Origin of the sequence: Cyanobium gracile PCC 6307, assembly GCF_000316515.1 — a bacterium.
Lineage (GTDB): Bacteria > Cyanobacteriota > Cyanobacteriia > PCC-6307 > Cyanobiaceae > Cyanobium > Cyanobium gracile.
Genome location: NC_019675.1, coordinates 769,791 through 789,322, shown reverse-complemented (window position 1 = coordinate 789,322; position 19,532 = coordinate 769,791). Strand labels below are relative to the sequence as shown.

Genomic DNA, 19,532 nt, shown 5'->3' with positions numbered 1-19,532 from the left:
CGCGGGTTCGGGACGGGTAGGGTCAAGGCAGCCCCGGGGGATGTGTGATGCGATCCCCATCGGGTGTCCAGCCGCCGGCCGGTGGTCTCGCGGAAGAGTCGGGCCGGCGCCTGGCGGTGCTGATCGACGCCGACAACGCCCGGGCGGCGGTGATCGAGGCGGTGCTGGAGGAGGTGGCCCGCTTCGGTGAGGCGATCGTGCGGCGCATCTATGGCGATTTCACCTCCAGCCAGAGCGCCTCCTGGAAGGCGCTGCTGAACAAGTTCTCGATCAAGCCGATGCAGCAGTTCGCCTACACCGTGGGCAAGAACGCCACCGACAGCACGATGATCATCGATGCGATGGATCTGCTCTACACCCGGCGTTTCGATGGCTTCTGCCTGGTAACCAGCGACAGCGATTTCACCGGCCTGGCGGTGCGTCTGCGGGAGGAGGGCCTGCTGGTGTACGGCTTCGGGGAGGAGAAGACCCCGGCGGCGTTCCGCAACGCTTGCCACAAGTTCCTGTTCACCGAGGTGCTGCGCACCGCCTCCCGCCTGGGGGACGCCGGCGCGGAGCCCGGGGAGGCCCGTCGGCCCCGGGACACCGAGCCCCCCGCCAGCGCCCATCCCGTCATCCCGGCCGACTTCCTGATGGAGGCCCTGGATCGCTCGGTGGATGAATCGGGCTGGACCCAGCTGGGCACCTTCGGCAGCTACCTGCAGAAGATCCAGCCCGATTTCGATACCCGCCTCTACGGCTTCCGCAAGCTCTCCGACCTGGTGCGCGGCTGCCCCTCCCTGTTCGTGATGGAGGAGCGGGAGGCGCCCAGCGGCAACCGCACGATCGTCTATGTGCGCGCCCGCGAGGACGACTGAGGCCGGCAGACTGGTCCCTGTCCGCTGCGGCCCCACCCCTGCCATGACAGTCCTGCGCCTGGCGGCCTTCAGCGACGGCGAGCGGGGCGGCAACCCGGCCGGTGTGGTGATCGCTGATCCGTTGCCTGCGGACAGCGAGATGCAGCGGATCGCCGCCGAGGTGGGCTACTCGGAAACAGCCTTCGCGGCCCCGCAGGGGGACGGCTGGCGGGTGCGCTACTTCTCCCCGGCGGCCGAGGTGCCCTTCTGCGGCCACGCCACCATCGCCCTCGGGGCCGCCCTGGCCGAACGGTTCGGGGATGGGGTGTTCCCGCTGACGCTGAACCAGGCCGCGATCACGGTGGAGGGCCGGCGGCAGGGGGAGCGCTGGAGCGCTGCCCTGCAGTCGCCCCCAACCCGCAGCGCTCCGGTGACTCCGGAGCTGCTGGCGGCCGCCCTGGAGCTGTTCGCCTACGACCCCAGCGACCTGGATCCGGCCCTGCCCCCCGCCGTCGTCCACGGCGGTGCCGACCATCTGCTGCTGGCCCTGCGCCGCCGCGAGGACCTGGCCGCCATGCGCTACGCCATGGAGGACGGAGCCCGGCTGATGGCGGCGGCGGGCCTGCTGACCCTGCTGCTCGTCTGGGCCGAGGGTCCCCGGCTGTTCCACAGCCGCAACGCCTTCGCCGTCGGCGGTGTCTACGAGGATCCGGCCACCGGCGCCGCCACCGCGGCCCTGGCCGGCTACCTGGGGCGCCTGAGCTGGCCCCACGGCGGGTCGATCACGGTGGTGCAGGGGGAGGACATGGGGAGTCGCTCCCTGCTTGAGGCCGAGATCCCCGCCATGCCTGGGGCTTCGATCCGGGTGTCAGGGCAGGTGCGCCGCCTGGGCCCCTGACTCAGGAGGCCTTCTCCAGGCGCTTGACGATCCAGCCCATCAGCACCAAGGAACCCAGCAGCGCCACCAGCAGGGCGATCGTCATGGAAACGGGGGCAGCTCCGTCGCATTATGACCACAGGGACCCCAGCCCTGGCCCGACCCGTGCACAGCCATCCCGAGCTGGTCTTCGTCTACGGCACCCTCAAGCGCGGCCACGGCAACCACCACTGGCTGCTGGAGGCGCCATTCCTCGGGGAGGCGGTGCTGCCGGACGTGGTGCTCCACGACCTGGGCCCCTTTCCGATGGCCGTGCCCGGCGAGGGGGTGGTGCGAGGTGAGGTGTACCGCGTCGATGCCGCCGGCCTGGCCCGGCTGGATCGGCTGGAGGGCTACCCCCGCCTCTACGACCGCCGGCCCCTGCCCCTGGCCGATGGCCGCCAGGCCTGGGTCTACCTGGGGCGGCCCCACCAGGTGCGCCACGTGTCCGCCATCGCCGACGGCTGCTGGCTGGGTCCGGCGCCGGGAGTGGCCGTGCGCCGCAGCCAGATGGGCCTGGCCGTGGTGCTGGCCCTGGGCGGGGCCGCGCTGCTGGCGGCCGCGCCTCCCCCCGCCGCCCTGGCCCTCGACACCCTCTCCCTATGCACCGCCTGGCGCGGCAGCCGCGGCACCGAACGCGTGCTGCTCGGCAACAGCCTCGGCGCCGCCCACTACCTCACCAAAAAGCAGCGGCTGCAGGAGAGCCCGTCCGAGGCTCCCGTGGCGCTCTACAGCGACAGCGATCTGCAGCGACTCTGCGGGCGTTAGCCCCCGGCCACCAGCCAGCGGCCACCGGTCCCCAGCCCCAGCGCCAGCCAGCCCAGGGCCAGCCAGCCCCAGCGCAGGGGCTGCAGCAGTCGCCGCAGCAGCACCACCGATCCCGCCACACCCACCGCCACCACCAGGCTCTGGCAGAAGGCGATCACATGGCCGTCGGCGCTCCAGGCCGGCAGCCACCCGGCAAGCTGCGGCCACCAGGGACCAACGCTGACCGGCAGCACCAGGCCCCCTTCGGCCATGCCCAGGGGCAGATGGTCGGCCAGCATCAGCGCCCACAGCAGCGGTAACAGGGCATAGAGGCAAAGCCGCAGCCGTGAGGCGGCCACTTCCGGACGCCGCCCCCAGCCCCGCAGGTGCCGCACCAGCAGGAACACCCCTGCCGGCAGGGCCAGGGCCAGGGTTGCGAAGGCCAGCCGTGGCAGCAGCGGGCCTTCGTGCAGATGCGCCGGCGCCAGGGCCACGCCACCCAGCAGTCGTTGCCAATGGTGCAGGCACACCCCGCCGGCCAGCACCAGAATCAGGCCCACCTCCCCAGCGGGCGGGTCCATGTCGCGCTGCAGATCCGCGGCGGGAGGCCGCAGCCGCAGCTGCACCGAGCGATGGGGGCAGGCCTGGGCGCAGGTGAGGCAGAGCACGCAGTTGCGGTTGTCCTCCAGGTGGGCCGGATGGGTGCCCAGGGGACAGCCGGCCGTGGCCAGGCCCTCGCCTTCGGCCGGCCCCCCCTTGAAGCAGGCGTAGGAGGTGCAGCTGCCGCTGCAGATCCCCGCCTGAGCCCGCAACTCACTGATCGCCAGCTTGGCGAACAGGGCGTTCATGCCCCCCACTGGACAGAGATGGCGGCACCAGAAGCGCTTCTCAAAGCGCAGCGAGCCGATCACGGCACCAAGGGTGATCAGCAGCAGCAGGCAGCTGCTCAGCCAGGCCGAATTCTCCAGGTTCCATACCGCCTCCCAGACCAGGATCGCCGCGAAGCCGGCCGCCAGGATCGGCGCCGCCCAGGCATCGCTGTCGCCCCGGGGCCAGCGGGCGGGCTGCCAGCCCAGGGCCCCGGCGATCCGCTGGCTGACCTCCCCCCAGACCATGAAGGGGCAGAACGAGCACCACAGCCGGCCCACGATCGGATAGGTCAGCAGGATGAGCGGCCACCACCAGGCCCAGAACATGTTGAGGGCCCCGTTGTGCTGACGGTCCTGGGGGCCGAGCCAGAGCCAGAGGTTGACCAGCACGAACACCCAGCTCACCACGCCGAATAACAGGCCGTTCCACAGCAGCGGGGAGCGCATCAGGTCCCGCAGCTGGGGCTTCCAGCGCCAGAGATCGAAGCGGGCGCGCTGGGAGCGGCGGCCGGTCCAGAAGACCTCGTCGGGCAGGACGGCGGGCCGGCCCTCGGCGCACTGGCGCAGGGCCCGCTCGATCACCAGGGTGAGTTCCCGGATGTTGCCGGGGAAGTCGTAGGTCTGGAGCCGCTTGATCAGCCCCTCACTCACCGTGGGGGGCGTCGCCCAGCCCAGGCAGCGCGCCTTCTGCCGCACTCCATAGCGCAACCATTCGCCCAGGTCCTGGCGCCGTACCCGCAGGGGCGGCACCCGGATGTGGCGGCAGAAGGCATCGAAATCGGGCGCCGTGGTCTCGGCGGTGAGGTACACCCGTCCCGGGAAGAACCGTTCGCGGCCGTCATCCGGCGAGACCCAGCGACCGCTGCGGGCCAGCTCCAGCAGGGCCGGCCGCAGCTGGGGATCGGCCCTGTCGATCTGATCAAGCAACAGGCTGCCGCCGCCGAGGCAGTCGAGCAGGGTGAGGCCATCGGCCCCGGCCGCAAACAGTTCCGCCCCGTCGGGGCGCAGCAGGGCGCCGTTGAGCTGCACCAGCAGCTGCTTGCGGGCCGCGGATCCGAAGTGGATCAGGGCGGCGATGTTGTCCTTCTCCAGCCCCGGCTCACCGCTGATCAGCACCGGACCGCCAGCGGCATCGGCGGCGGCGTCGCGGATCGCCTGCCGCAGCTTCTGGGCGTAGCGGCTGCTGCCGACGACACCCCGCCGGACCCGGCCCAGCAGGTGGGGCGCCAGCCGCAGCAGAGCGGCCCTGGCAGTCTCGGCCGCATCCTGCGGGGTGGACGTCATCGGAGTGGGCCCTGCTCCAGGGATTCTGGGCGGAGAGAATGCCTGCGTTCCGTTTCGCCCAGCGATCGCGCCATGTCCGTCACCCTCCACGGCGCCCCGCAGCCGCCGGCGTGAACCCTCCTGCCGCCGCTGCCTTCCCCTGGCGGGGCCACCGTCTGGACCTGCTGGCGGAGAAGGCCGCCTGGGATCCGGATCAGGGCCTGCTGCTCCTGGCCGACCTGCACCTGGGCAAGGCGGAATCCTTTCAGTGCCAGGGCATTCCGCTGCCCAGCGACGGTGATGCCATCACGCTCAATGCCCTGATGGCGGTGGCCCACCGGCTCCAGCCCCGCCAGGTGGTGGTGCTGGGCGACCTGATCCACAGCCGCCTGGGCCTCACCGTCGAACTGCGCCAGAAGCTGGCGGCCCTGCCCTCCCTGCTGGGCTGTCCCCTGCGCCTGATCGGCGGCAACCATGAACGGGGCAGCTGGCTGGAGGGCCTGGTCCAGGAGCCCTCCCAGGCCATGGGCCCCCTGTGGCTGAGCCATGCCCCGGAGCCCATGCCCGGCCGGCTGAATGTCTGCGGCCACCGCCATCCGGTGGCCCTGGTGGGCCGTGGCGCCGACCGGCTGCGCCTGCCTTGCTTCGCCTACGACCAGACCCTGGACCAGCTGGTGCTGCCGTCATTCGGCGCCCTCACGGGAGGCCACCCCTGCCCAAGGGGTGAGGCGCTCTGGCTCGTGGCCGACGGTGCGGTCATCGCCTGGAACCGAACCTCCCGGCTCCCGGGAGCCCGGAGGGGGGTCGCCTGATCGGAAGCGTTCAGCCCTGGGCGGCCAGGGCCCGCACCACGTCGCCACGGGTGAGCACCCCCACCAGGGCCTGCTGGTCGTCGAGCACGAACAGCCGCTGGGTGCCGCGGTCGTGGAGCAGGCGTGCTGCCGCCGGCAGGGTGGTGGCGGCAGGGCAGCTGTGGGGCTTGGAGCCCATCACATCCCCCACCGTGCTGCCCAGCACCTGGTGCACCTGCTTGTCCCAGTCGAGCGGGTTGCGCAGGTAGATGACGGCATCGAGCAGCATCACGTAGGGGCCGGCATCGAAGCCGCTCTCGCGCACCATCAGGTCCTGCTCGCTCAGTTCCCCCACCAGGGCTCCGAGCTCATCGAGCACCGGCAGGCCGCTGATGTGGTGATCGCTCATCAGCTGGACGGCCTCCTGCAGGGGCGTGGTGGTGGTGACACTCAGCACGGGGCTGGTCATCACCTCGGCCACGCTGCGCTCGACGACCATGCGGATCTCCTCGGTGATGGCATTCTGCTGGTGAACGGGACCCCTCCCCTGCGACGCCTCGCCGACCTGCTGACCCTGGCCCGGGCCGTGCTGGGGTTGCCCCTGCTGCTGGCACTGGCCGGCGCGCGGCCCGACCTGGCCTGGGTGCTGCTGCTGCTCGGCGGCCTCAGCGACTGGGCCGATGGCGCCCTGGCCCGCCGGGCCGGCGGTGGGTCAGTGTGGGGGGCCCGGCTCGATCCCCTCACCGACAAGATCCTGATCAGCGCCCCGCTGCTCTGGCTGGCCCATACGGGCGGTCTCCCCCTGTGGGCGGTGTGGCTGCTGCTGGCCCGGGAGCTGCTGATCTCCGGCTGGCGGGCCGGCCAGGGCAGCGGCGGCCCCGCCTCGCTGGGGGGCAAGGCCAAGACGATCCTGCAGTTCCTCTCCTTGCTGCTGCTGCTCTGGCCGCCGGCCTGGGGCCTGGGCCTCGGTGGGGCGCTGGTGCCCCTGCTCCATGGCGCCGGCTGGTGGCTGTTCTGGCCGTCGCTGCTCCTGGCGCTCAGCTCGGCCCTGGGGTACCTGCGGGCCGCTCCCAGGGGCTGACCTGGAGGCCCTGTCGCTGTTCGTAGACCGTGGAGACGAACAGGCGCTGGTTGACCATCGTGTCGACCTGAACCCAGGGCTTTTTGAGCTCCACACGCACAAAGGCGACGTCGCAGGGCGTCAGGTCGGCGTCCGAACGGAGCTCGCCGATCAATCGGTTCCACTCCACTTTGAACCGGAAGGCGACAGGAAAGGGGTGGGGATTGAGGAGTCGCAGGTCCTTGAATCCCCACACCACCGTGGCGTCGGCGCCCAGCGGCGTGAAGCGCTGGTCCTCCTCGTAGATGTCCAGGCTGTGGGGATGGCGTTCCAGCACGGTCAATCCACCCAGCAGGGCCAGGTGATACACCATCGAAGACTGCTGGCAGAGACCACCGCCGCTGAGGGCGACAAGCTTTCCGCTGACGATGTTGCGGCCCGGCAGAAATCCATTGGCGGCATGGGGACGGCCGACACGGTGCCAGAAGGACCAGGCCTTTCCGGCACCGATCAGGCCGCGATCCAGCAGGGCGGCGCCGCGGCTGATATTGGCCCGTTTGTTCTCGAAGAAGTCACTGAACAGGATCGGCTGGATGAGGCCGATCCATGGGCGCTGTTCCACTTCGCCCGCAGCCAGGTCGCCCACGGATCGGTCGAACCGCACCCCTTCCGGCAATCCTTCCAGAGCCGCCAGCCATGGCGGATCTCCTGACGCATCCCCAGCGGCAACCGTCGTCTCATGGCTTCATCCTGGCTTTGGGCGATGGCATGGAACCGGCGCTGATGGAAGCCCTGACCCTTCAGCCCAGCAGGGCCTCGTCGCCGCTGAAGTCGGGCGTGGTGGGCATCCGCAGGGCGTAGTCGTTGGCATAGCTATCGGCCAGGGTGGCCTCCAGGTCGAAGGCCGGCTCCCAGGCCAGCTCCCGCCGCACCCGGTGGGTGTCGGTGAGGAAGTGGGCCAGGCGCAGGGGGAAGGCCTTGCGGGCCTTCTTGTCGAGACCGGCGGGATCGAAGCTGCGGACCTCCACCGCCTCCGGATCGGTGCCGCAGGCGCGGGCGGCGGCGGCCACCAGTCCCCGGAAGCTGATGCCCTGGGAGCCGGTGCAGTTGTAGATGCGATTGGTGGCGGCCTCCACCTCGATGCAGCGGGCCATGGCGGCGGCCAGGTCGGCCACATGGCCCAGCTGGGTGATGGTGCTGCCGTCCCCGGGCAGGGGCACCGGCCGGCCGTGCACGAGGCGATCGAAGAACCAGCTCTCCACCGGGTTGTAGTTGCCCGGGCCGACGATGTAGGTGGGCCGGAAGCTGGTGAAGGGGATGCCCTCCTGGCGCAGCCAGGCTTCGGTATCCAGCTTGCCGGCGTGACGGCTCTGGGGATCGGTGGGGGAGTCCTCGTCCAGGGGCCAGAGCTCGCTGTCGGCGTAGACCCCGGCCGAGCTGACGTACACCAGCCGGTGGGAGGGGGGGCCGGTGCGCTCGATCACCTGGCGGGTGTCCTCCAGGGTGCGGCCGGAGCTGTCGACGATCACATCGAAGGGGCGGTCCTGGAGGGCCGCCAGACCTTCGGCGCTGCTGCGGTCGCCCTGCAGATGCTCGACCCCCGCCGGCACCGGCTGGCGGCCACGGGTGAAGAGGCTGAGCTCATGGCCAGCGCCCAGCAGCCGGTTGACCAGGGGGCGGCCCACAAAACGGGTGCCGCCCATCACCAGGATCCTCATCGCCATGCCGCGTCGGTGAGCGCCATTCAAGCGGCCGGTCCGGATCAGGGGCCGCAGGGGAAGGGCTGGCCCAGGCGCTCGAAGGGCAATGGCAGCAGTTCCAGCAGCACCGTTCCCGGCGGAGGGCTGGCTCCTTCGGCCACCGGCAGCGGCACCGGCCGGTAGGTGCGGCCGTCGAAGCGCAGCTCCTTGAGACCATCGGGCGCGCCGTGCAGGCTGGCGGGCATGGTGAGATCCAGCCAGCCGCGGTGGCGGTTGCTGATCACCGTCAGGGGGGACTGGAACAGGCCGTTCTCCGCCACCAGCTCCAGGCTGCCGTCGTTGTCCCGGAAGATCAGCAGGCTGCAGCCGCCGCTGGAGCAGGCGTAGGAGCCCACCACCACCGCCACGGTCTCCAGACGGCCGTCACCGTCCAGGTCGACCCGGTTGTGGAGGTAGCGCAGGGGCCCCACGTCGGCGCAGACCGGCCGGGTGGCCGTGGCACGGGCCTGCTCCCACTCGGTCTGGTCGGGATCCCCAGCCGCCGCGGGGGGGGAGGCCAGCGGGCCGCCGAACAGGCGGGCCCGCAGGGCCGCCTCCAGTCGGGGATCGGGGCGGTTGATCGGCGGGATCACCGAGCCCGGTGGCGCCAGGGGGGGCGGCCTGTCGCGGGGATCGGGGCCATCGGGCCCCAGCAGGGAGCGCGGCGGCGGGGCCGGGGGCGCCAGCGGCGGGGGCGCCAGGGGCTGGGCCGGGGCCGGGCCAGCGCCGGCGAAGAGCAGCAGCAGGGCCAACAGCCGCAGGGGCCCCGTCCTCTCAGCCCGCATCGGCCCCGTCGAGTGCGTCGAGTGCGCCGACGACTTCGAGATGCCGCTCGATGCGATCGGCCAGAGCCAGGCAGCGGTCCATCTCCTCCCAGAGCAGTTCCCGGCGCCGCGAATCCACCGCGTAGGAGCGGTGATGCAGATCGCGGCCCTGGTAGCGGAGTGCGTCCCTGAGGCGGCGCCAGTCGTCCGGGGCGAGGTCGGGAGCGGCGAGGTCGGGAGGGGTGGGGGCCATCAGGTCCGCATCATCCGGGCAGCGTCATGGCACAGGATGGAGCCGACAGCGGCATTGTCCTCCTTTCCATGCAAGTCATTCCCGCCATCGATCTGCTCGACGGGCATTGCGTGCGACTGCATCAGGGCGACTACGGCCGCGTCACCCGCTTCAGCGACGATCCGGTGGCCCAGGCCCGTGAGTGGCAGCGCCAGGGGGCCACGCGACTGCATCTGGTCGATCTCGACGGCGCCCGGAGCGGCGAACCCCGCAACGACGGCGCCGTGCAGGCCATCGCTGCGGCCCTGGAGATCCCGGTGCAGCTGGGGGGAGGGGTGCGAACGGCGGAGCGGGCCGAACAGCTGCTGGGCTGGGGTGTGGACCGGGTGATCCTGGGCACGGTCGCCGTGGAGAACCCGGCCCTGGTGCGGGACCTGGCGGCCCGTCACCCGGGCCGGATCGTGGTGGGGATCGATGCCAATGAGGGCAAGGTGGCCACCCGCGGCTGGATCGAGCAGAGCACGGTGGAGGCGACGGCCCTGGCCGCCAGCCTGGAGGGCACCGGCGTGGCGGCGATCATCAGCACCGACATCGCCACCGACGGCACCCTGGAGGGCCCCAACCTGGCGGCCCTGCGAGCCATGGCCCAGGCCACCTCCCTGCCGGTGATCGCCTCAGGCGGTGTGGGCAGCCTCACCGACCTGCTCAGCCTGCTGAGTCTCGAACCCCTCGGCGTGGAGGGGGTGATCGTGGGACGGGCCCTCTACGACGGAAGGGTGGAGCTGGCCGAGGCGCTGCAGGCCCTCGGTGACGGTCGGCTCCAGGATCCGCTGCGGCTGCCGATCGCCTGAGGCAGGCCGGCCGCCGCTGTGGCGTTCATGCCGATGATCGGGCAACTGCCCTATAACAGAGCCAATGTGTTCCGCGGCAACGTTTGCCTATCCCCACGACCACCGCATCCTCCGCGGCCTCGGGCCGCCGTGGCGAGGCCGGTGATCGCCATGCGGTGGCCACGGCCCCGTCCCATGTGGAGGAGGTCTACCAGCGCTGCCGGGAGCTGGGCATGCGGCTGAGCCGCCAGCGGCGCATGGTGCTGGATCTTCTCTGGGACGAGAAGAGCCATCTCTCCGCCCGCGACATCTTCGACAAGCTCAACAACCAGGGACGCCACATCGGCCACACCTCCGTCTATCAGAATCTCGAGGCGCTGCAATCGGCCGGGGTGATCGAGTGCATCGAGCGGGCCAGTGGCCGTCTCTATGGCTACCGCGCCGATCCCCACAGCCATCTGACCTGCACCCAGTCCGGCGCCATTCACGACCTCGACGTTCTCCTCCCCGACCATCTACTCCGGCAGATCGAGGAGCAGACGGGCTTTGCGATCGAGTCGTACACCCTGCATCTCTCGGGTCGCCCCCGCCCCTCCTGAAGCGTTGGCACTGGAGAAAGCCCGGCGCCTTGGTTAAGGTCGGGCCATTCCTTCTCTGGCAACGTGGGACGACGTCCAGCACGGCCCGTGCCCCAGCTGCTGCTGTTCGCTGACCCCCTCGAGCGCGCCGGCCTCACCAGCTGGCTGGAGGCTGCCGATTCCGATGCGGATCCCGACGGCTGGGGCGGTTGCCGGGTGGTCGGCCCCGAGGAGCTCCAGGGGGCACCCCAGCTCGTCCTCTGGTGCCTCGGCAGCCTGCCCGAACCCCAGGCCCTCGACGCCGAAAGCCGCCGGCTGCTGGAGCGCTGGCACCCGGCGCCGCTGCTGCTGCTGCTGCCCGCGACCCACCCCTACGGCAGCGATCTCCTGCTGCAGCTGCCGGCTCAGGGGCTGATCGAGCAGGCTGATGCCGAGAGCCTGCGGCAGGCGGTTACCACCCTGCTGGCCGGCGGCCGGGTGCTGGCCATTGCCGCGACGCGACGGGGCGAGGAGCCCGGCCCCTCGGTGCCGATGGGCCTGGGCCAGTGGCTGCTGCTGAGCGGCCTGCAGCAGATCGATGCCGAACTCCGCCTCTGCCTGCGCCTGCTGGATCCGCCGCCGGTCGACCTGCTGCCGTTGCTGCTCCTGCAGGGCCGGGTGCGGGAGCTGCGGCTGGCCCGGCGCCTGCTGCTCTGGCTCTGGGGGCCCGTCAGTCTGGCCTGGGGCCAGACCCTCGATGGCCAGGGCGGGGCGCCCAGCACGCCCGTCGCCCCGGACAGCGGCTCGACCGACACACCGGCCCACGGGGTGGCGATCACCCTGCGGCAACGCACCGCCGAAGGGCTCTGGGAGGCTCTGCGGGGCCGGCTCACGGAGGCCGCCGCCGCCGACCCCAGCAACAACAGCGGCCAGATGCTGGCCCTCGACGGCCTCCATGCCTCCCGCCGCAGCGACCTGCTGCTGGGGCTGCTGGAGCAGTTCGACCGGCTGCGCCAGCGCCTGCTCCAGGACGATCCCCGCGGCGAGCAGCTGGAGCGGCTCTGGAAGGAACTCCAGCCAGAGCTGCGTCAGCAGGCCCTGCGCTCCATGGCCGGGTCCTACGTGCAGCTGCCCATGGAGGGCCGGCTCTGCCCGGTGGCCGAGACCCTCCTGCACCGCAGCAGCCTCGACGCCGACGATCTCGAGCTGCCCGATCCCGCCGTCATGCTCAGCCCGCTGCTGCAGGCGCGCCCCCTTCTGGTGGATGGCCGTCTGGTGGCGCCGGATGAGCCCCAGGCGGTCCTGTATCTGGAGCTGCTGCTCAGCAACTGGCTGGTGCGCAGCGCCGAGCTGATCAGCGCCGAGGTGCTGGCGGCCTGCGCCGATTGGCCCGAACTGCGCCGGTACCTGCTGCGCCCCGAACTGCTCGCCACCCGCAACCTGGAACGGCTGCGCAACCAGCTCAATGCCCAGCAGCGCTGGACAAGCTGGTTCGAGCGCCCCATCCACCTCTACGAGAGCCGCCGCCCCCTGTTCCGTTTGGGCGACGGCGCAATCGACTGCGTGGATCTCACCGAGCCCCGCGATGCCGAGCTGCGCCAGCTGGGCTGGGTGCAGCAGGCGGTCACCCTGGCCCTGGAGGCGCGGGATGCCCTGGGCCCCCAGCTCCGCAGCCTGCTCAAACGCCTCGGCGATCTGCTGGTTGTCCTCCTGACCCAGGTGCTCGGCCGGGCGATCGGCCTGGTGGGTCGGGGCATCGTCCAGGGCATGGGCCGCAGCCTCAACCGCAGCTGAGGTGGTCGGGTACCACGGCACAATGAGCCCACCTGCCCGCTTCCCCTTGCTCCGTTCGCGCTCCCGGCCCCTCGCCGGCCTCTGGGCCCTGCTGCTGACCGTGGTGCTGGGGCTGCTCTGGGCGCCGGGCGAGGCGGCGGCCAGCCTCGAGAACGACCGCTACGACGGCAACATCTTCGCCCTTTACGCCGGCAACGGCTCCCTGGTGCCGCCCCGCAGCAGCCTGGCCCAGTCCCTCGAGGAGCATCGGGTGGCGGTGCTCGTCTATTACCTCGACGACAGCAGCGTCAGCAAGCAGTTCTCTCCGGTGGTGTCGGAGCTGCAGCGAGTCTGGGGCAATGCCGTCGACCTGATCCCCTTGGTCACCGATCCGCTCCAGAACCGGCCCGATGGCGGCACAGCCGATCCCGCCCACTACTGGGACGGCCTGATTCCCCAGGTGGTGGTGATCGACAGCACCGGCCGCGTCGTCTTCGATCGCCACGGTCAGGTGAGCGTCGATGCCATCAACACGGCCGTGAGCGACGCCACCGGCATTCCGATGGCTCCGGGCTCGGGGAACAGCGCCACCTTGAGCTTCAACGAACTCAACAGCGAAGTGGTGGCGTCCCGCTGATGCCGTCCACCCGCACCGAAACCGATAGCCTCGGCCCGGTGGAGGTGCCGGCTGAGCACTACTGGGGCGCCCAGACCCAGCGTTCCCTGCGCAACTTCCCCTTCGGCGCGCCGATGCCGATCGCGGTGGTGCAAGCCTTCGGCCAGCTCAAGGCCGCCTGCGCCGAGGTGAACGCGGCCCGTGGGGTGCTGAGCCCGCAGCTCGCAGGCCTGATCGTGGCCGCCGCCGAGGAGGTGAGCCAGGGCCGGCTCGATGGCGAGTTCCCGCTGCGGGTCTGGCAGACCGGGTCGGGTACCCAGACCAACATGAACGTCAATGAGGTGATCGCCAACCGGGCGATCGCCGCCGCCGGCGGCGTGCTGGGCAGCAAGGTGCCGGTGCACCCGAACGACCACGTCAACCTCAGCCAGTCGAGCAACGACACCTTCCCAGCCGCCATGCACATGGCGGTGGCGATCGCGCTGCATCAGCGGCTGATCCCCAGCCTGGAGGCCCTGATTACCGCCCTGCGCCAGAAGGCGGAGGCCTACGCCGGCCTGATCAAGATCGGTCGCACCCACCTGCAGGATGCGGTGCCCCTGAGCCTGGGCCAGGAGTTCGGCGGCTACGCCTCCCAGCTGGAGCTGGGGCTGGCGGGCCTGCGGGCGACCCTGCCCCAGGTGCTGCAGCTGGCCATCGGCGGCACGGCCGTGGGCACAGGGCTCAATGCGCCGGCGGGCTTCGGTGAGGCGGTGGCCTCCCGGCTGGCGGAGCGCATCGGCCTGCCCTTCACCAGTGCCCCCGACAAGTTCCAGGCCCTTGCGGGCCAGGAGGGCCTGGCGGCGGCCCACGGGGCGCTCACCGTTCTGGCGGGCAGCCTGATGAAGATCGCCAACGACATCCGCTGGCTGGCGAGCGGGCCCCGCTGCGGCCTGGGTGAACTGGTGCTGCCGGAGAACGAACCAGGCTCCAGCATCATGCCCGGCAAGGTGAACCCCACCCAGTGCGAGAGCCTCACCATGGTGGCCGTGCAGGTGATGGGCAACAACACCGCCGTCCAGATGGCGGCCAGCCAGGGGAACTTTGAGCTGAATGTGTTCAAGCCCCTGATCGCCCACAACCTGCTGGAAAGCATCGACCTGCTGGGGGGGAGCTGCGGCACGTTCCGGGAACTCTGCATCGAGGGCCTGCAGGCCGATGTGGCCCACATCGAAGCCATGCGGGATCGCAGCCTGATGTTGGTGACGGCCCTGACACCGGCGATCGGCTACGACCGGGCCTGTGCCATCGCCCGCCATGCCCACGAGCACCGGCTCAGCCTGCGGGAGGCGGCCCTGGTGCTGGGCGAGATCAGCGGGGAGGAGTTCGACCGCCTCGTCAGGCCCGAGCAGATGGTGTGAGGGTCCCGCACGTCCCTGGCCGAAGGGCTGAACCGGGCCTGGGCTTGAAGACGCCCATTTGATTGGGTAGTTTGTCCACGTGGTTATCAAACATCAATGCCGCCCTTTCTGGAGAGGTCGAATGAGTGAATGATCCCCGCAACAAAGCCTGCAATAGCTTATCTTTCAACATAATTTCTGTGCCGCTGCTCCTCTGGGGCTCTGATCGCATCCATGCCTAACCCTTCCTCTCCCTTTCGACGTCGACGATTCTTTCCTCCCTCGTACCAACGGCAGGCTAGAGGATGGCCAGCTCCTGTAAGAACGGGTTTTACCCTTCTTGAGCTGATGGTAGTTGTGTCAATCGTGGGAACGATATCTGCAGTGGTGTTGCCGAACTACCTTCGCGCCAGAAGTTCTGCGGAGGCTGGCGCGAGCATCGGCGAATCACTGGGAATCGCCAAAAACTGTGCTGTCGGGATGATCTCCAGGATACCTACTGAGGGGACGGAGCCTCGCTCCGGTAACGCATTCACCTGTGACGGAACTCGGCAAATTGTTTTCTTTAGTCGAAGTTGGAGTGGCGATGCAACGGGGGTGAGATGTCTTTCTTCAGTGGCATCCCGTTGGACCAGTTCTGCCTTGTTCATCGTTGGCCAGAATGGTCTCGTCACCTGCTACCTCTGACGCTGCTGCTTGGAGGGGGGCTTGGCTGAGATGCGGGCAGCGGCCGCTAGGCCCATCCCGCCCGGTTGCGCATTGCCACCAACGGCGCCACCTCCTCTGGATCACTCTGGTTGCTGACTCTGGGCGCGAGATTCACAGCAGGTTCGCCGCCAGTTCGGCAAGCTCGGAGCGTTCGCCCCGCATCAGGGTGATGTGGCCGGAGAGCAGCTGGCCCTTGAAGCGTTCCACCAGCCAGGTGAGCCCGTTGCTCTCCGCATCCACGTAGGGATTGTCGATCTGGTAGGGGTCGCCGGTGAGGACGATCTTGGTGCCTTCCCCCACCCGGGTGACGATCGTCTTCACCTCATGGGGGGTGAGGTTCTGGGCCTCGTCCACCACCATGAACTGGCGGGGGATCGAGCGGCCGCGGATGTAGCTGATCGCCTCCACTTCCAGCAGGCCCATGCCCTTGAGGTCGCTCCAGTTGCTGCGGGGCGGGCGGTGGCCGCCGCGTGCGGGCTGGCCTTCGTCGCCCCCGAGCAGGAAGTCGAGGTTGTCGACGATCGGTTGCATCCAGGGGGCCATCTTTTCCTCGAGGTCCCCGGGCAGAAAGCCCATCTCCTTGCCCAGGGAGATCACCGGCCGGGTCACGAGCAGCCGTTCGTAGAGGTGATCGTCGGCCACCTGGTGCAGACCCGCCGCCAGGGCCAGCAGGGTCTTGCCGGTGCCGGCCTTGCCCACCAGGGTCACCAGGGCCACCGCCGGATCGAGCAGCAGATCGAGGGCGAAGGACTGCTCCCGGTTCCGGGGCTGGATGCGGCCCATCTTGGCCTTGGGTGACTTCTGCAGCGGCTGCAGGGTGCCGGTGCGGCCGTTGTAGCGGGCCAGCAGGGTATGGGCGGGCTGGGCCAGATCGATGAGGGTCACCCCCTCGTTCGCCTGCAGCGGCGAGACGGCCACCGTCTGCTCCGGAATGGCGTCCGCCGGCAGGCCATCACCGGTCTTCACCCGGTCCATCTGATCGGCGTCGACCCAGCGCTCGCAGAAGCCCGGGTAGAGGTCGGCCATGTCCACCTTGTCGGTGGTGTAGTCCTGGGCGATCAGACCCACCGCATCGGCCTTGATGCGCAGGTTGGTGTCCTTCGTGACGAGCACCACCGGCGGCTGGCTGCCCACCACCTCCTGCAGGCGCTGCTCCAGGGCCACGGCCAGGATGTTGTTGTCGCCGTTGCCCGCCTTCAGCTCGGGGGGCAGCTGGCTCAGGGTCTCGCTGCGGCAGAACACCACCTTCAGGGTGCCGCCGCTGACGTCGTCGATGGGCACGCCTTCGGCCAGGTTGCCCTTCTCGCGCAGCTGGTCGAGCAGGCGCGACACCTGGCGTGCATTGCGGCCCTTCTCGGAGGGGTCCCGCTTGAAGCGGTCGATCTCCTCGACCACCTCGATCGGGATCACCACCTGGTTGTCCTCGAACCGGTTCAGGGCCTGGGGGTCATGCAGCAACACGTTGGTGTCGAGCACGAAGGTCTTGCGCATGCCAGTGCCCTGCCGGTTCCATGGGGCCGAAGCTAGGTCCGTGGGCGCATCTACGCTCCGGCCGGACATTCCCCGACGTATCGGCTTGCCGTTCCCCGTTTCCTGCCTGCTGGTCCTGCTGCTGCTCCTCGGCCTTGGGCTGGTGGTGCTCGAACTGCGCCATCGCCTCCGGCCCGCCTCGCCCCTGCAGCTGCTGCCGGGATCCTTCCAGGTGCGGCGTCGGGCCCAGGGCCTGGAGATCACCGGCGAGGTCCACATCCGCAACCCCCACCCCCGCATGGAGGTGATGGTGCCCGAGATCACGGTGGTGCCAACCCTGCTGGGCCGCAGTGACGTCAGCCAGGTGCGCCACGAGCTGCACATCACGCCGCTGCACCCCGACGAGGAGGCCCGTCCCGATGGCTACTGGGCCGCCTACATCATCAAGGGCCGCAAGACGACCGCCGCCCACATCCGCCTCAACCTGACGGCACCCGGCGGGCTGGATCTGGAGAGCGTGCTCGACACCCTCTGGATGGACATCCACTGGGTGAACTACGGCCCCTTCGGCCGGCTGCAGCGGCGCCAGGGCATCCTGCTGCCGCTGCAGAAGCCGGAACCGGGCGACCCATCCGCCCCGGGCTGGCGCGAGGGGGAGCGCTGCCGGGTGCTGCCGGTGCGCACCCACCTGCTCGGGGTGCTCGACGATCCGCTGGAGGTGCTGCAGCGCTACACCTCAGGGCTGCTGCAGCCGGGTGATGTGCTCACCATCGGCGAAACGCCCCTGGCGGTGATCCAGGGCCGCTACCACCACCCCTCGACGGTGGAGCCCTCCTTCCTGGCCCGCCTGCTCTGCCGGGTGTTCCACCCCACCAGCTCCCTGGCGACGGCCTGCGGCCTCCAGACCCTGATCGATGTGTCCGGCCCGGCCCGGGTGCTCGGGGCCTGGGTGGTGGGCACCGCCCTGAAGCTGGTGGGCAGCAAGGGCTGGTTCTATCGGCTGGCGGGCGAGCAGGCGCGTCTGATCGACGACATCACCGGCACCACGCCCCCCTACGACCAGACGATCGTGCTCGGTCCGGACCAGCCGGCGGCCTGGTGCGAGCGGATGGCGGCGGCCCTCGGCGTGGCGGTGGCGGTGGTGGACGTCAACGACCTGGGGCGTGTGAAGGTGCTGGCCGCCAGCGGCGGCACCGATGAAGCCCTGCTGATGCGGGCCCTGCGGCCCAACCCCGCCGGCAATGCCAACGAGCGCACGCCTCTGGTGCTGGTGCGTCCCACGTAGAATTCTTCGATGACGCCGCCAGCACCCGCCGCGTCGGTTCCGATTCGCCCACGCCCCCTTCCCCACCGTCGTCTGCCGTGCCAGTGCCTGCCGTGCCAGTGCCTGCCCAGGGCAGAACCTCCCCCACCTGGACGGTGGAACCGCTGCAGGGTTGGCACCTCCCCCTGCTCGATGACCCCGCCTTCCTGCCGCTGCAGCCGCTGCTGCAGCGCTCGCTGCTGCTCGCCCTGCCGGAGCAGCTGCTGACGGCGGTGACCAGCCGCCGCCCGATGGCCGCCCAGGTGCTGGTGGCCCTGCAGCGCCAGGGGCTCACCCGCCAGCAGGCCTTGGGCCTGATCGTCTGCCGCCGCCTCAACCGCAGCGGCACCTGCTGGCAGGTGCAGCACCTGCGCCTGGCCCTGGCCGCCACGGAGGGGGCGCCCATGGCTGGGGATCTGCTGCGCCAGGCCATCGGCCGGGTGAAGGGCGCCGCCAGCTGGATCGCCACCGCCTCCAGCCTCGACACTCCCCGGCTGGCCACGTTGCGGGAGCAGGGCTTCCAGCCCCAGCGCACCGATCGCCTCTGGCGTTGGCAGCTCCCGGCCGACCGGCCCGTCCCTGCCGCTCCGGCCGATCTGCAGCTGCGCCCGCTCAACCGCCGCACCGCGCCGCTGCTCTGGCACCTGGAGCAGGCCACCTGCCCGGCCCACCTGCGCCAGCTGCAGGACCGCCGCATCGAGGACCTGCTCGACCAGAGCCGCAGCCATGGCTGGATGCTGGTGGATGGCGTCCGCAACGAAGCGGTGGCCGGCGTGCGCTGGCTCGATGAGCATCCTGGCGGCGGCCAGGCTGTGGAGCTGAGCGTCCACCCCGGCTGGGGCCATCTGCTTGGGAACGCGGCCGAGTTGTTGCTGCACCGCATCGGTCAGGGGGGCGGCAGCCTCTGGCTGCGTTGCGAGGTGAGCGACGAAGAACGCCAGCGCTGGCTGCAGGACCTCGGGGCCGAGGCCCACGGCGAGGAGGTGCTGATGGCCCGCAGCGTCTGGCGCCGCCAGGAGGGCCAGCCGGCCAAGCGGGCGGCGCGGCGCATCGAGGCGGTGCTGGAGCAACTACAGCCGCGGCGGCGGCCCATGCCCACCCCCACCGGCCCCCTCGGCAGCCTGCCCACCGCCCCCCTCGTTCTGCGCTGAATGGCGCCGCCCCGGCCGCGGTCGGTGCTGGCCCTGGATGTGGGCCGCCGTCGCATCGGCCTGGCCGGCTGTGATCCCCTGGGCGTCACGGTGACGCCCCTGCCCGCCCTGGCCCGGGGGGAGTTCCAGGCCGACCTGGGGCGGCTGCTGGAGCTGGTGCGCCAGCGGCGGGTGGAGGCGCTGGTGGTGGGCCTGCCCCTTGATGCCGGCCAGCGGCCCACCCCCCAGGGGGTCCACTGCCGCCGCTATGGCCTGCGGCTGGCCCGGGCCCTGACGGCCCTTGGCCAGCCCCTGCCCCTGGCCTGGGTGGATGAGCACGCCAGCAGCTGGGCGGCCGGCGAGCGCTTCGGGCTTCACGGCGACCGCAGCGGTCGGCTCGACAGCGCAGCCGCGGCGCTGCTGCTGGAGCAGTGGCTGAGGGAGGGGCCCGAGGCCCTGGATCCCGCCCTGTTCAGCCCAGATCCGGTCGACCCGGCGGCCATCGCCGTGGGCAGTCGGGCCGGTGCTCATTCATTCTGAGGAGACCCG

Annotated in this window: 21 protein-coding genes; 14 read left to right on the top strand and 7 right to left on the bottom strand. The window is 70.6% G+C overall.

Going from position 1 to position 19,532, the window contains the following annotated elements:
• Nucleotides 1-47 precede the first annotated feature (47 nt).
• From CYAGR_RS03580 to CYAGR_RS16865, 3 genes are all read left to right on the top strand, one after another.
• A complete protein-coding gene (locus CYAGR_RS03580) occupies nucleotides 48-857 on the top strand; it encodes an NYN domain-containing protein (RefSeq protein ID WP_015108410.1) in 810 nt (269 codons plus the stop codon).
• 43 nt (nucleotides 858-900) lie between these two features.
• The gene (locus CYAGR_RS03575; RefSeq protein ID WP_015108409.1) at nucleotides 901-1,734 is read left to right on the top strand and encodes a PhzF family phenazine biosynthesis protein; all 834 of its coding nucleotides are present in this window, start codon (nucleotides 901-903) and stop codon (nucleotides 1,732-1,734) included.
• Between the two features lie 111 nt (nucleotides 1,735-1,845).
• On the top strand, nucleotides 1,846-2,520 hold the full coding sequence (locus tag CYAGR_RS16865; RefSeq protein WP_015108408.1) for a gamma-glutamylcyclotransferase family protein: 675 nt from the start codon (nucleotides 1,846-1,848) through the stop codon (nucleotides 2,518-2,520).
• Here CYAGR_RS16865 and CYAGR_RS03565 read toward each other — a convergent pair.
• Nucleotides 2,517-4,652, bottom strand: coding sequence for an AAA-type ATPase lid domain-containing protein (locus tag CYAGR_RS03565; protein ID WP_015108407.1), 2,136 nt, complete (start codon nucleotides 4,650-4,652; stop codon nucleotides 2,517-2,519). The two genes, CYAGR_RS16865 and CYAGR_RS03565, sit on opposite strands and share 4 nt — an antisense overlap.
• Before the next feature lie 110 nt (nucleotides 4,653-4,762).
• Here CYAGR_RS03565 and pdeM point away from each other — a divergent pair, with 110 nt between their 5' ends.
• Nucleotides 4,763-5,443 (top strand): ligase-associated DNA damage response endonuclease PdeM, encoded by a 681-nt coding sequence (gene pdeM, locus CYAGR_RS03560; protein WP_015108406.1) that lies wholly within the window; start codon nucleotides 4,763-4,765, stop codon nucleotides 5,441-5,443.
• 10 nt (nucleotides 5,444-5,453) lie between these two features.
• Here pdeM and CYAGR_RS03555 read toward each other — a convergent pair whose 3' ends face one another.
• Nucleotides 5,454-5,921: a CBS domain-containing protein gene (locus CYAGR_RS03555; RefSeq protein ID WP_015108405.1), complete on the bottom strand. Its 468-nt coding sequence runs from the start codon at nucleotides 5,919-5,921 to the stop codon at nucleotides 5,454-5,456.
• A 30-nt stretch (nucleotides 5,922-5,951) separates the two neighbouring features.
• On the opposite strand from CYAGR_RS03555, the gene CYAGR_RS03550 reads away from it, so the two are divergent.
• Nucleotides 5,952-6,503 (top strand): CDP-alcohol phosphatidyltransferase family protein, encoded by a 552-nt coding sequence (locus tag CYAGR_RS03550; RefSeq protein ID WP_015108404.1) that lies wholly within the window; start codon nucleotides 5,952-5,954, stop codon nucleotides 6,501-6,503.
• Here CYAGR_RS03550 and CYAGR_RS03545 read toward each other — a convergent pair.
• The 4 genes from CYAGR_RS03545 to CYAGR_RS03530 all read right to left on the bottom strand — a co-directional run bounded on the left by CYAGR_RS03545 (nucleotide 6,460) and on the right by CYAGR_RS03530 (nucleotide 9,238).
• Nucleotides 6,460-7,128, bottom strand: a complete 669-nt coding sequence (locus tag CYAGR_RS03545; RefSeq protein ID WP_172637148.1) for a VanW family protein — start codon at nucleotides 7,126-7,128, stop codon at nucleotides 6,460-6,462. The two genes, CYAGR_RS03550 and CYAGR_RS03545, sit on opposite strands and share 44 nt — an antisense overlap.
• Nucleotides 7,129-7,282: 154 nt before the next feature.
• Nucleotides 7,283-8,200, bottom strand: coding sequence for an NAD-dependent epimerase/dehydratase family protein (locus tag CYAGR_RS03540; protein ID WP_015108401.1), 918 nt, complete (start codon nucleotides 8,198-8,200; stop codon nucleotides 7,283-7,285).
• Between the two features lie 44 nt (nucleotides 8,201-8,244).
• The gene (locus tag CYAGR_RS03535; RefSeq protein ID WP_015108400.1) at nucleotides 8,245-9,006 is read right to left on the bottom strand and encodes a hypothetical protein; all 762 of its coding nucleotides are present in this window, start codon (nucleotides 9,004-9,006) and stop codon (nucleotides 8,245-8,247) included.
• Nucleotides 8,996-9,238 carry a hypothetical protein gene (locus CYAGR_RS03530; protein ID WP_015108399.1) on the bottom strand — a complete coding sequence of 81 codons (243 nt, stop codon included), beginning with the start codon at nucleotides 9,236-9,238 and terminating at the stop codon, nucleotides 8,996-8,998. The genes CYAGR_RS03535 and CYAGR_RS03530 overlap by 11 nt, the downstream gene beginning before the upstream one ends.
• A gap of 68 nt (nucleotides 9,239-9,306) precedes the next feature.
• Between CYAGR_RS03530 and hisA the strand changes: the two genes are divergently transcribed.
• The 6 genes from hisA to CYAGR_RS19555 all read left to right on the top strand — a co-directional run bounded on the left by hisA (nucleotide 9,307) and on the right by CYAGR_RS19555 (nucleotide 15,059).
• Nucleotides 9,307-10,068 carry a 1-(5-phosphoribosyl)-5-[(5-phosphoribosylamino)methylideneamino]imidazole-4-carboxamide isomerase gene (hisA, locus tag CYAGR_RS03525; RefSeq protein ID WP_015108398.1) on the top strand — a complete coding sequence of 254 codons (762 nt, stop codon included), beginning with the start codon at nucleotides 9,307-9,309 and terminating at the stop codon, nucleotides 10,066-10,068.
• 212 nt (nucleotides 10,069-10,280) lie between these two features.
• Nucleotides 10,281-10,646, top strand: coding sequence for a Fur family transcriptional regulator (locus CYAGR_RS03520; RefSeq protein WP_083891423.1), 366 nt, complete (start codon nucleotides 10,281-10,283; stop codon nucleotides 10,644-10,646).
• A gap of 87 nt (nucleotides 10,647-10,733) precedes the next feature.
• Nucleotides 10,734-12,398: a DUF3685 domain-containing protein gene (locus CYAGR_RS03515; protein WP_015108396.1), complete on the top strand. Its 1,665-nt coding sequence runs from the start codon at nucleotides 10,734-10,736 to the stop codon at nucleotides 12,396-12,398.
• 22 nt (nucleotides 12,399-12,420) lie between these two features.
• Nucleotides 12,421-13,014 (top strand): thylakoid membrane photosystem I accumulation factor, encoded by a 594-nt coding sequence (locus CYAGR_RS03510; protein WP_015108395.1) that lies wholly within the window; start codon nucleotides 12,421-12,423, stop codon nucleotides 13,012-13,014.
• Nucleotides 13,011-14,393, top strand: coding sequence for a class II fumarate hydratase (gene fumC, locus CYAGR_RS03505; protein WP_216593377.1), 1,383 nt, complete (start codon nucleotides 13,011-13,013; stop codon nucleotides 14,391-14,393). Before CYAGR_RS03510 ends, fumC begins: the two co-directional genes overlap by 4 nt.
• A gap of 213 nt (nucleotides 14,394-14,606) precedes the next feature.
• A complete protein-coding gene (locus CYAGR_RS19555) occupies nucleotides 14,607-15,059 on the top strand; it encodes a type II secretion system protein (protein ID WP_015108393.1) in 453 nt (150 codons plus the stop codon).
• A gap of 132 nt (nucleotides 15,060-15,191) precedes the next feature.
• On the opposite strand, the gene CYAGR_RS03500 is transcribed toward CYAGR_RS19555, so the two are convergent.
• The gene (locus tag CYAGR_RS03500) at nucleotides 15,192-16,571 is read right to left on the bottom strand and encodes a PhoH family protein (protein ID WP_015108392.1); all 1,380 of its coding nucleotides are present in this window, start codon (nucleotides 16,569-16,571) and stop codon (nucleotides 15,192-15,194) included.
• An 85-nt stretch (nucleotides 16,572-16,656) separates the two neighbouring features.
• On the opposite strand from CYAGR_RS03500, the gene CYAGR_RS03495 reads away from it, so the two are divergent.
• The 3 genes from CYAGR_RS03495 (at nucleotide 16,657) to ruvX (ending at nucleotide 19,523) form a co-directional block, all read left to right on the top strand.
• The gene (locus CYAGR_RS03495; protein WP_015108391.1) at nucleotides 16,657-17,835 is read left to right on the top strand and encodes a hypothetical protein; all 1,179 of its coding nucleotides are present in this window, start codon (nucleotides 16,657-16,659) and stop codon (nucleotides 17,833-17,835) included.
• Nucleotides 17,836-17,927: 92 nt separating this feature from the next.
• Nucleotides 17,928-19,004: a hypothetical protein gene (locus tag CYAGR_RS03490; protein WP_245552595.1), complete on the top strand. Its 1,077-nt coding sequence runs from the start codon at nucleotides 17,928-17,930 to the stop codon at nucleotides 19,002-19,004.
• Nucleotides 19,005-19,523, top strand: coding sequence for a Holliday junction resolvase RuvX (gene ruvX / locus CYAGR_RS03485; protein WP_015108389.1), 519 nt, complete (start codon nucleotides 19,005-19,007; stop codon nucleotides 19,521-19,523).
• Nucleotides 19,524-19,532 lie beyond the last annotated feature (9 nt).

Bases quoted from the DNA above. Each gene is read 5' to 3' on its own strand.
- CYAGR_RS03510 (WP_015108395.1), top strand. From the start codon at position 12,421: ATGAGCCCACCTGCCCGCTTCCCCTTGCTCCGTTCGCGCTCCCGGCCC.
- CYAGR_RS03555 (WP_015108405.1), bottom strand. From the start codon at position 5,921: ATGGTCGTCGAGCGCAGCGTGGCCGAGGTGATGACCAGCCCCGTGCTG.
- CYAGR_RS03530 (WP_015108399.1), bottom strand. From the start codon at position 9,238: ATGGCCCCCACCCCTCCCGACCTCGCCGCTCCCGACCTCGCCCCGGAC.
- hisA (WP_015108398.1), top strand. From the start codon at position 9,307: ATGCAAGTCATTCCCGCCATCGATCTGCTCGACGGGCATTGCGTGCGA.
- CYAGR_RS03575 (WP_015108409.1), top strand. From the start codon at position 901: ATGACAGTCCTGCGCCTGGCGGCCTTCAGCGACGGCGAGCGGGGCGGC.
- CYAGR_RS16865 (WP_015108408.1), top strand. From the start codon at position 1,846: ATGACCACAGGGACCCCAGCCCTGGCCCGACCCGTGCACAGCCATCCC.
- CYAGR_RS03500 (WP_015108392.1), bottom strand. From the start codon at position 16,571: ATGCGCAAGACCTTCGTGCTCGACACCAACGTGTTGCTGCATGACCCC.
- ruvX (WP_015108389.1), top strand. From the start codon at position 19,005: ATGGCGCCGCCCCGGCCGCGGTCGGTGCTGGCCCTGGATGTGGGCCGC.
- CYAGR_RS03540 (WP_015108401.1), bottom strand. From the start codon at position 8,200: ATGAGGATCCTGGTGATGGGCGGCACCCGTTTTGTGGGCCGCCCCCTG.
- CYAGR_RS03535 (WP_015108400.1), bottom strand. From the start codon at position 9,006: ATGCGGGCTGAGAGGACGGGGCCCCTGCGGCTGTTGGCCCTGCTGCTG.
- CYAGR_RS03580 (WP_015108410.1), top strand. From the start codon at position 48: ATGCGATCCCCATCGGGTGTCCAGCCGCCGGCCGGTGGTCTCGCGGAA.
- CYAGR_RS03565 (WP_015108407.1), bottom strand. From the start codon at position 4,652: ATGACGTCCACCCCGCAGGATGCGGCCGAGACTGCCAGGGCCGCTCTG.
- CYAGR_RS03520 (WP_083891423.1), top strand. From the start codon at position 10,281: ATGCGGCTGAGCCGCCAGCGGCGCATGGTGCTGGATCTTCTCTGGGAC.
- CYAGR_RS19555 (WP_015108393.1), top strand. From the start codon at position 14,607: ATGCCTAACCCTTCCTCTCCCTTTCGACGTCGACGATTCTTTCCTCCC.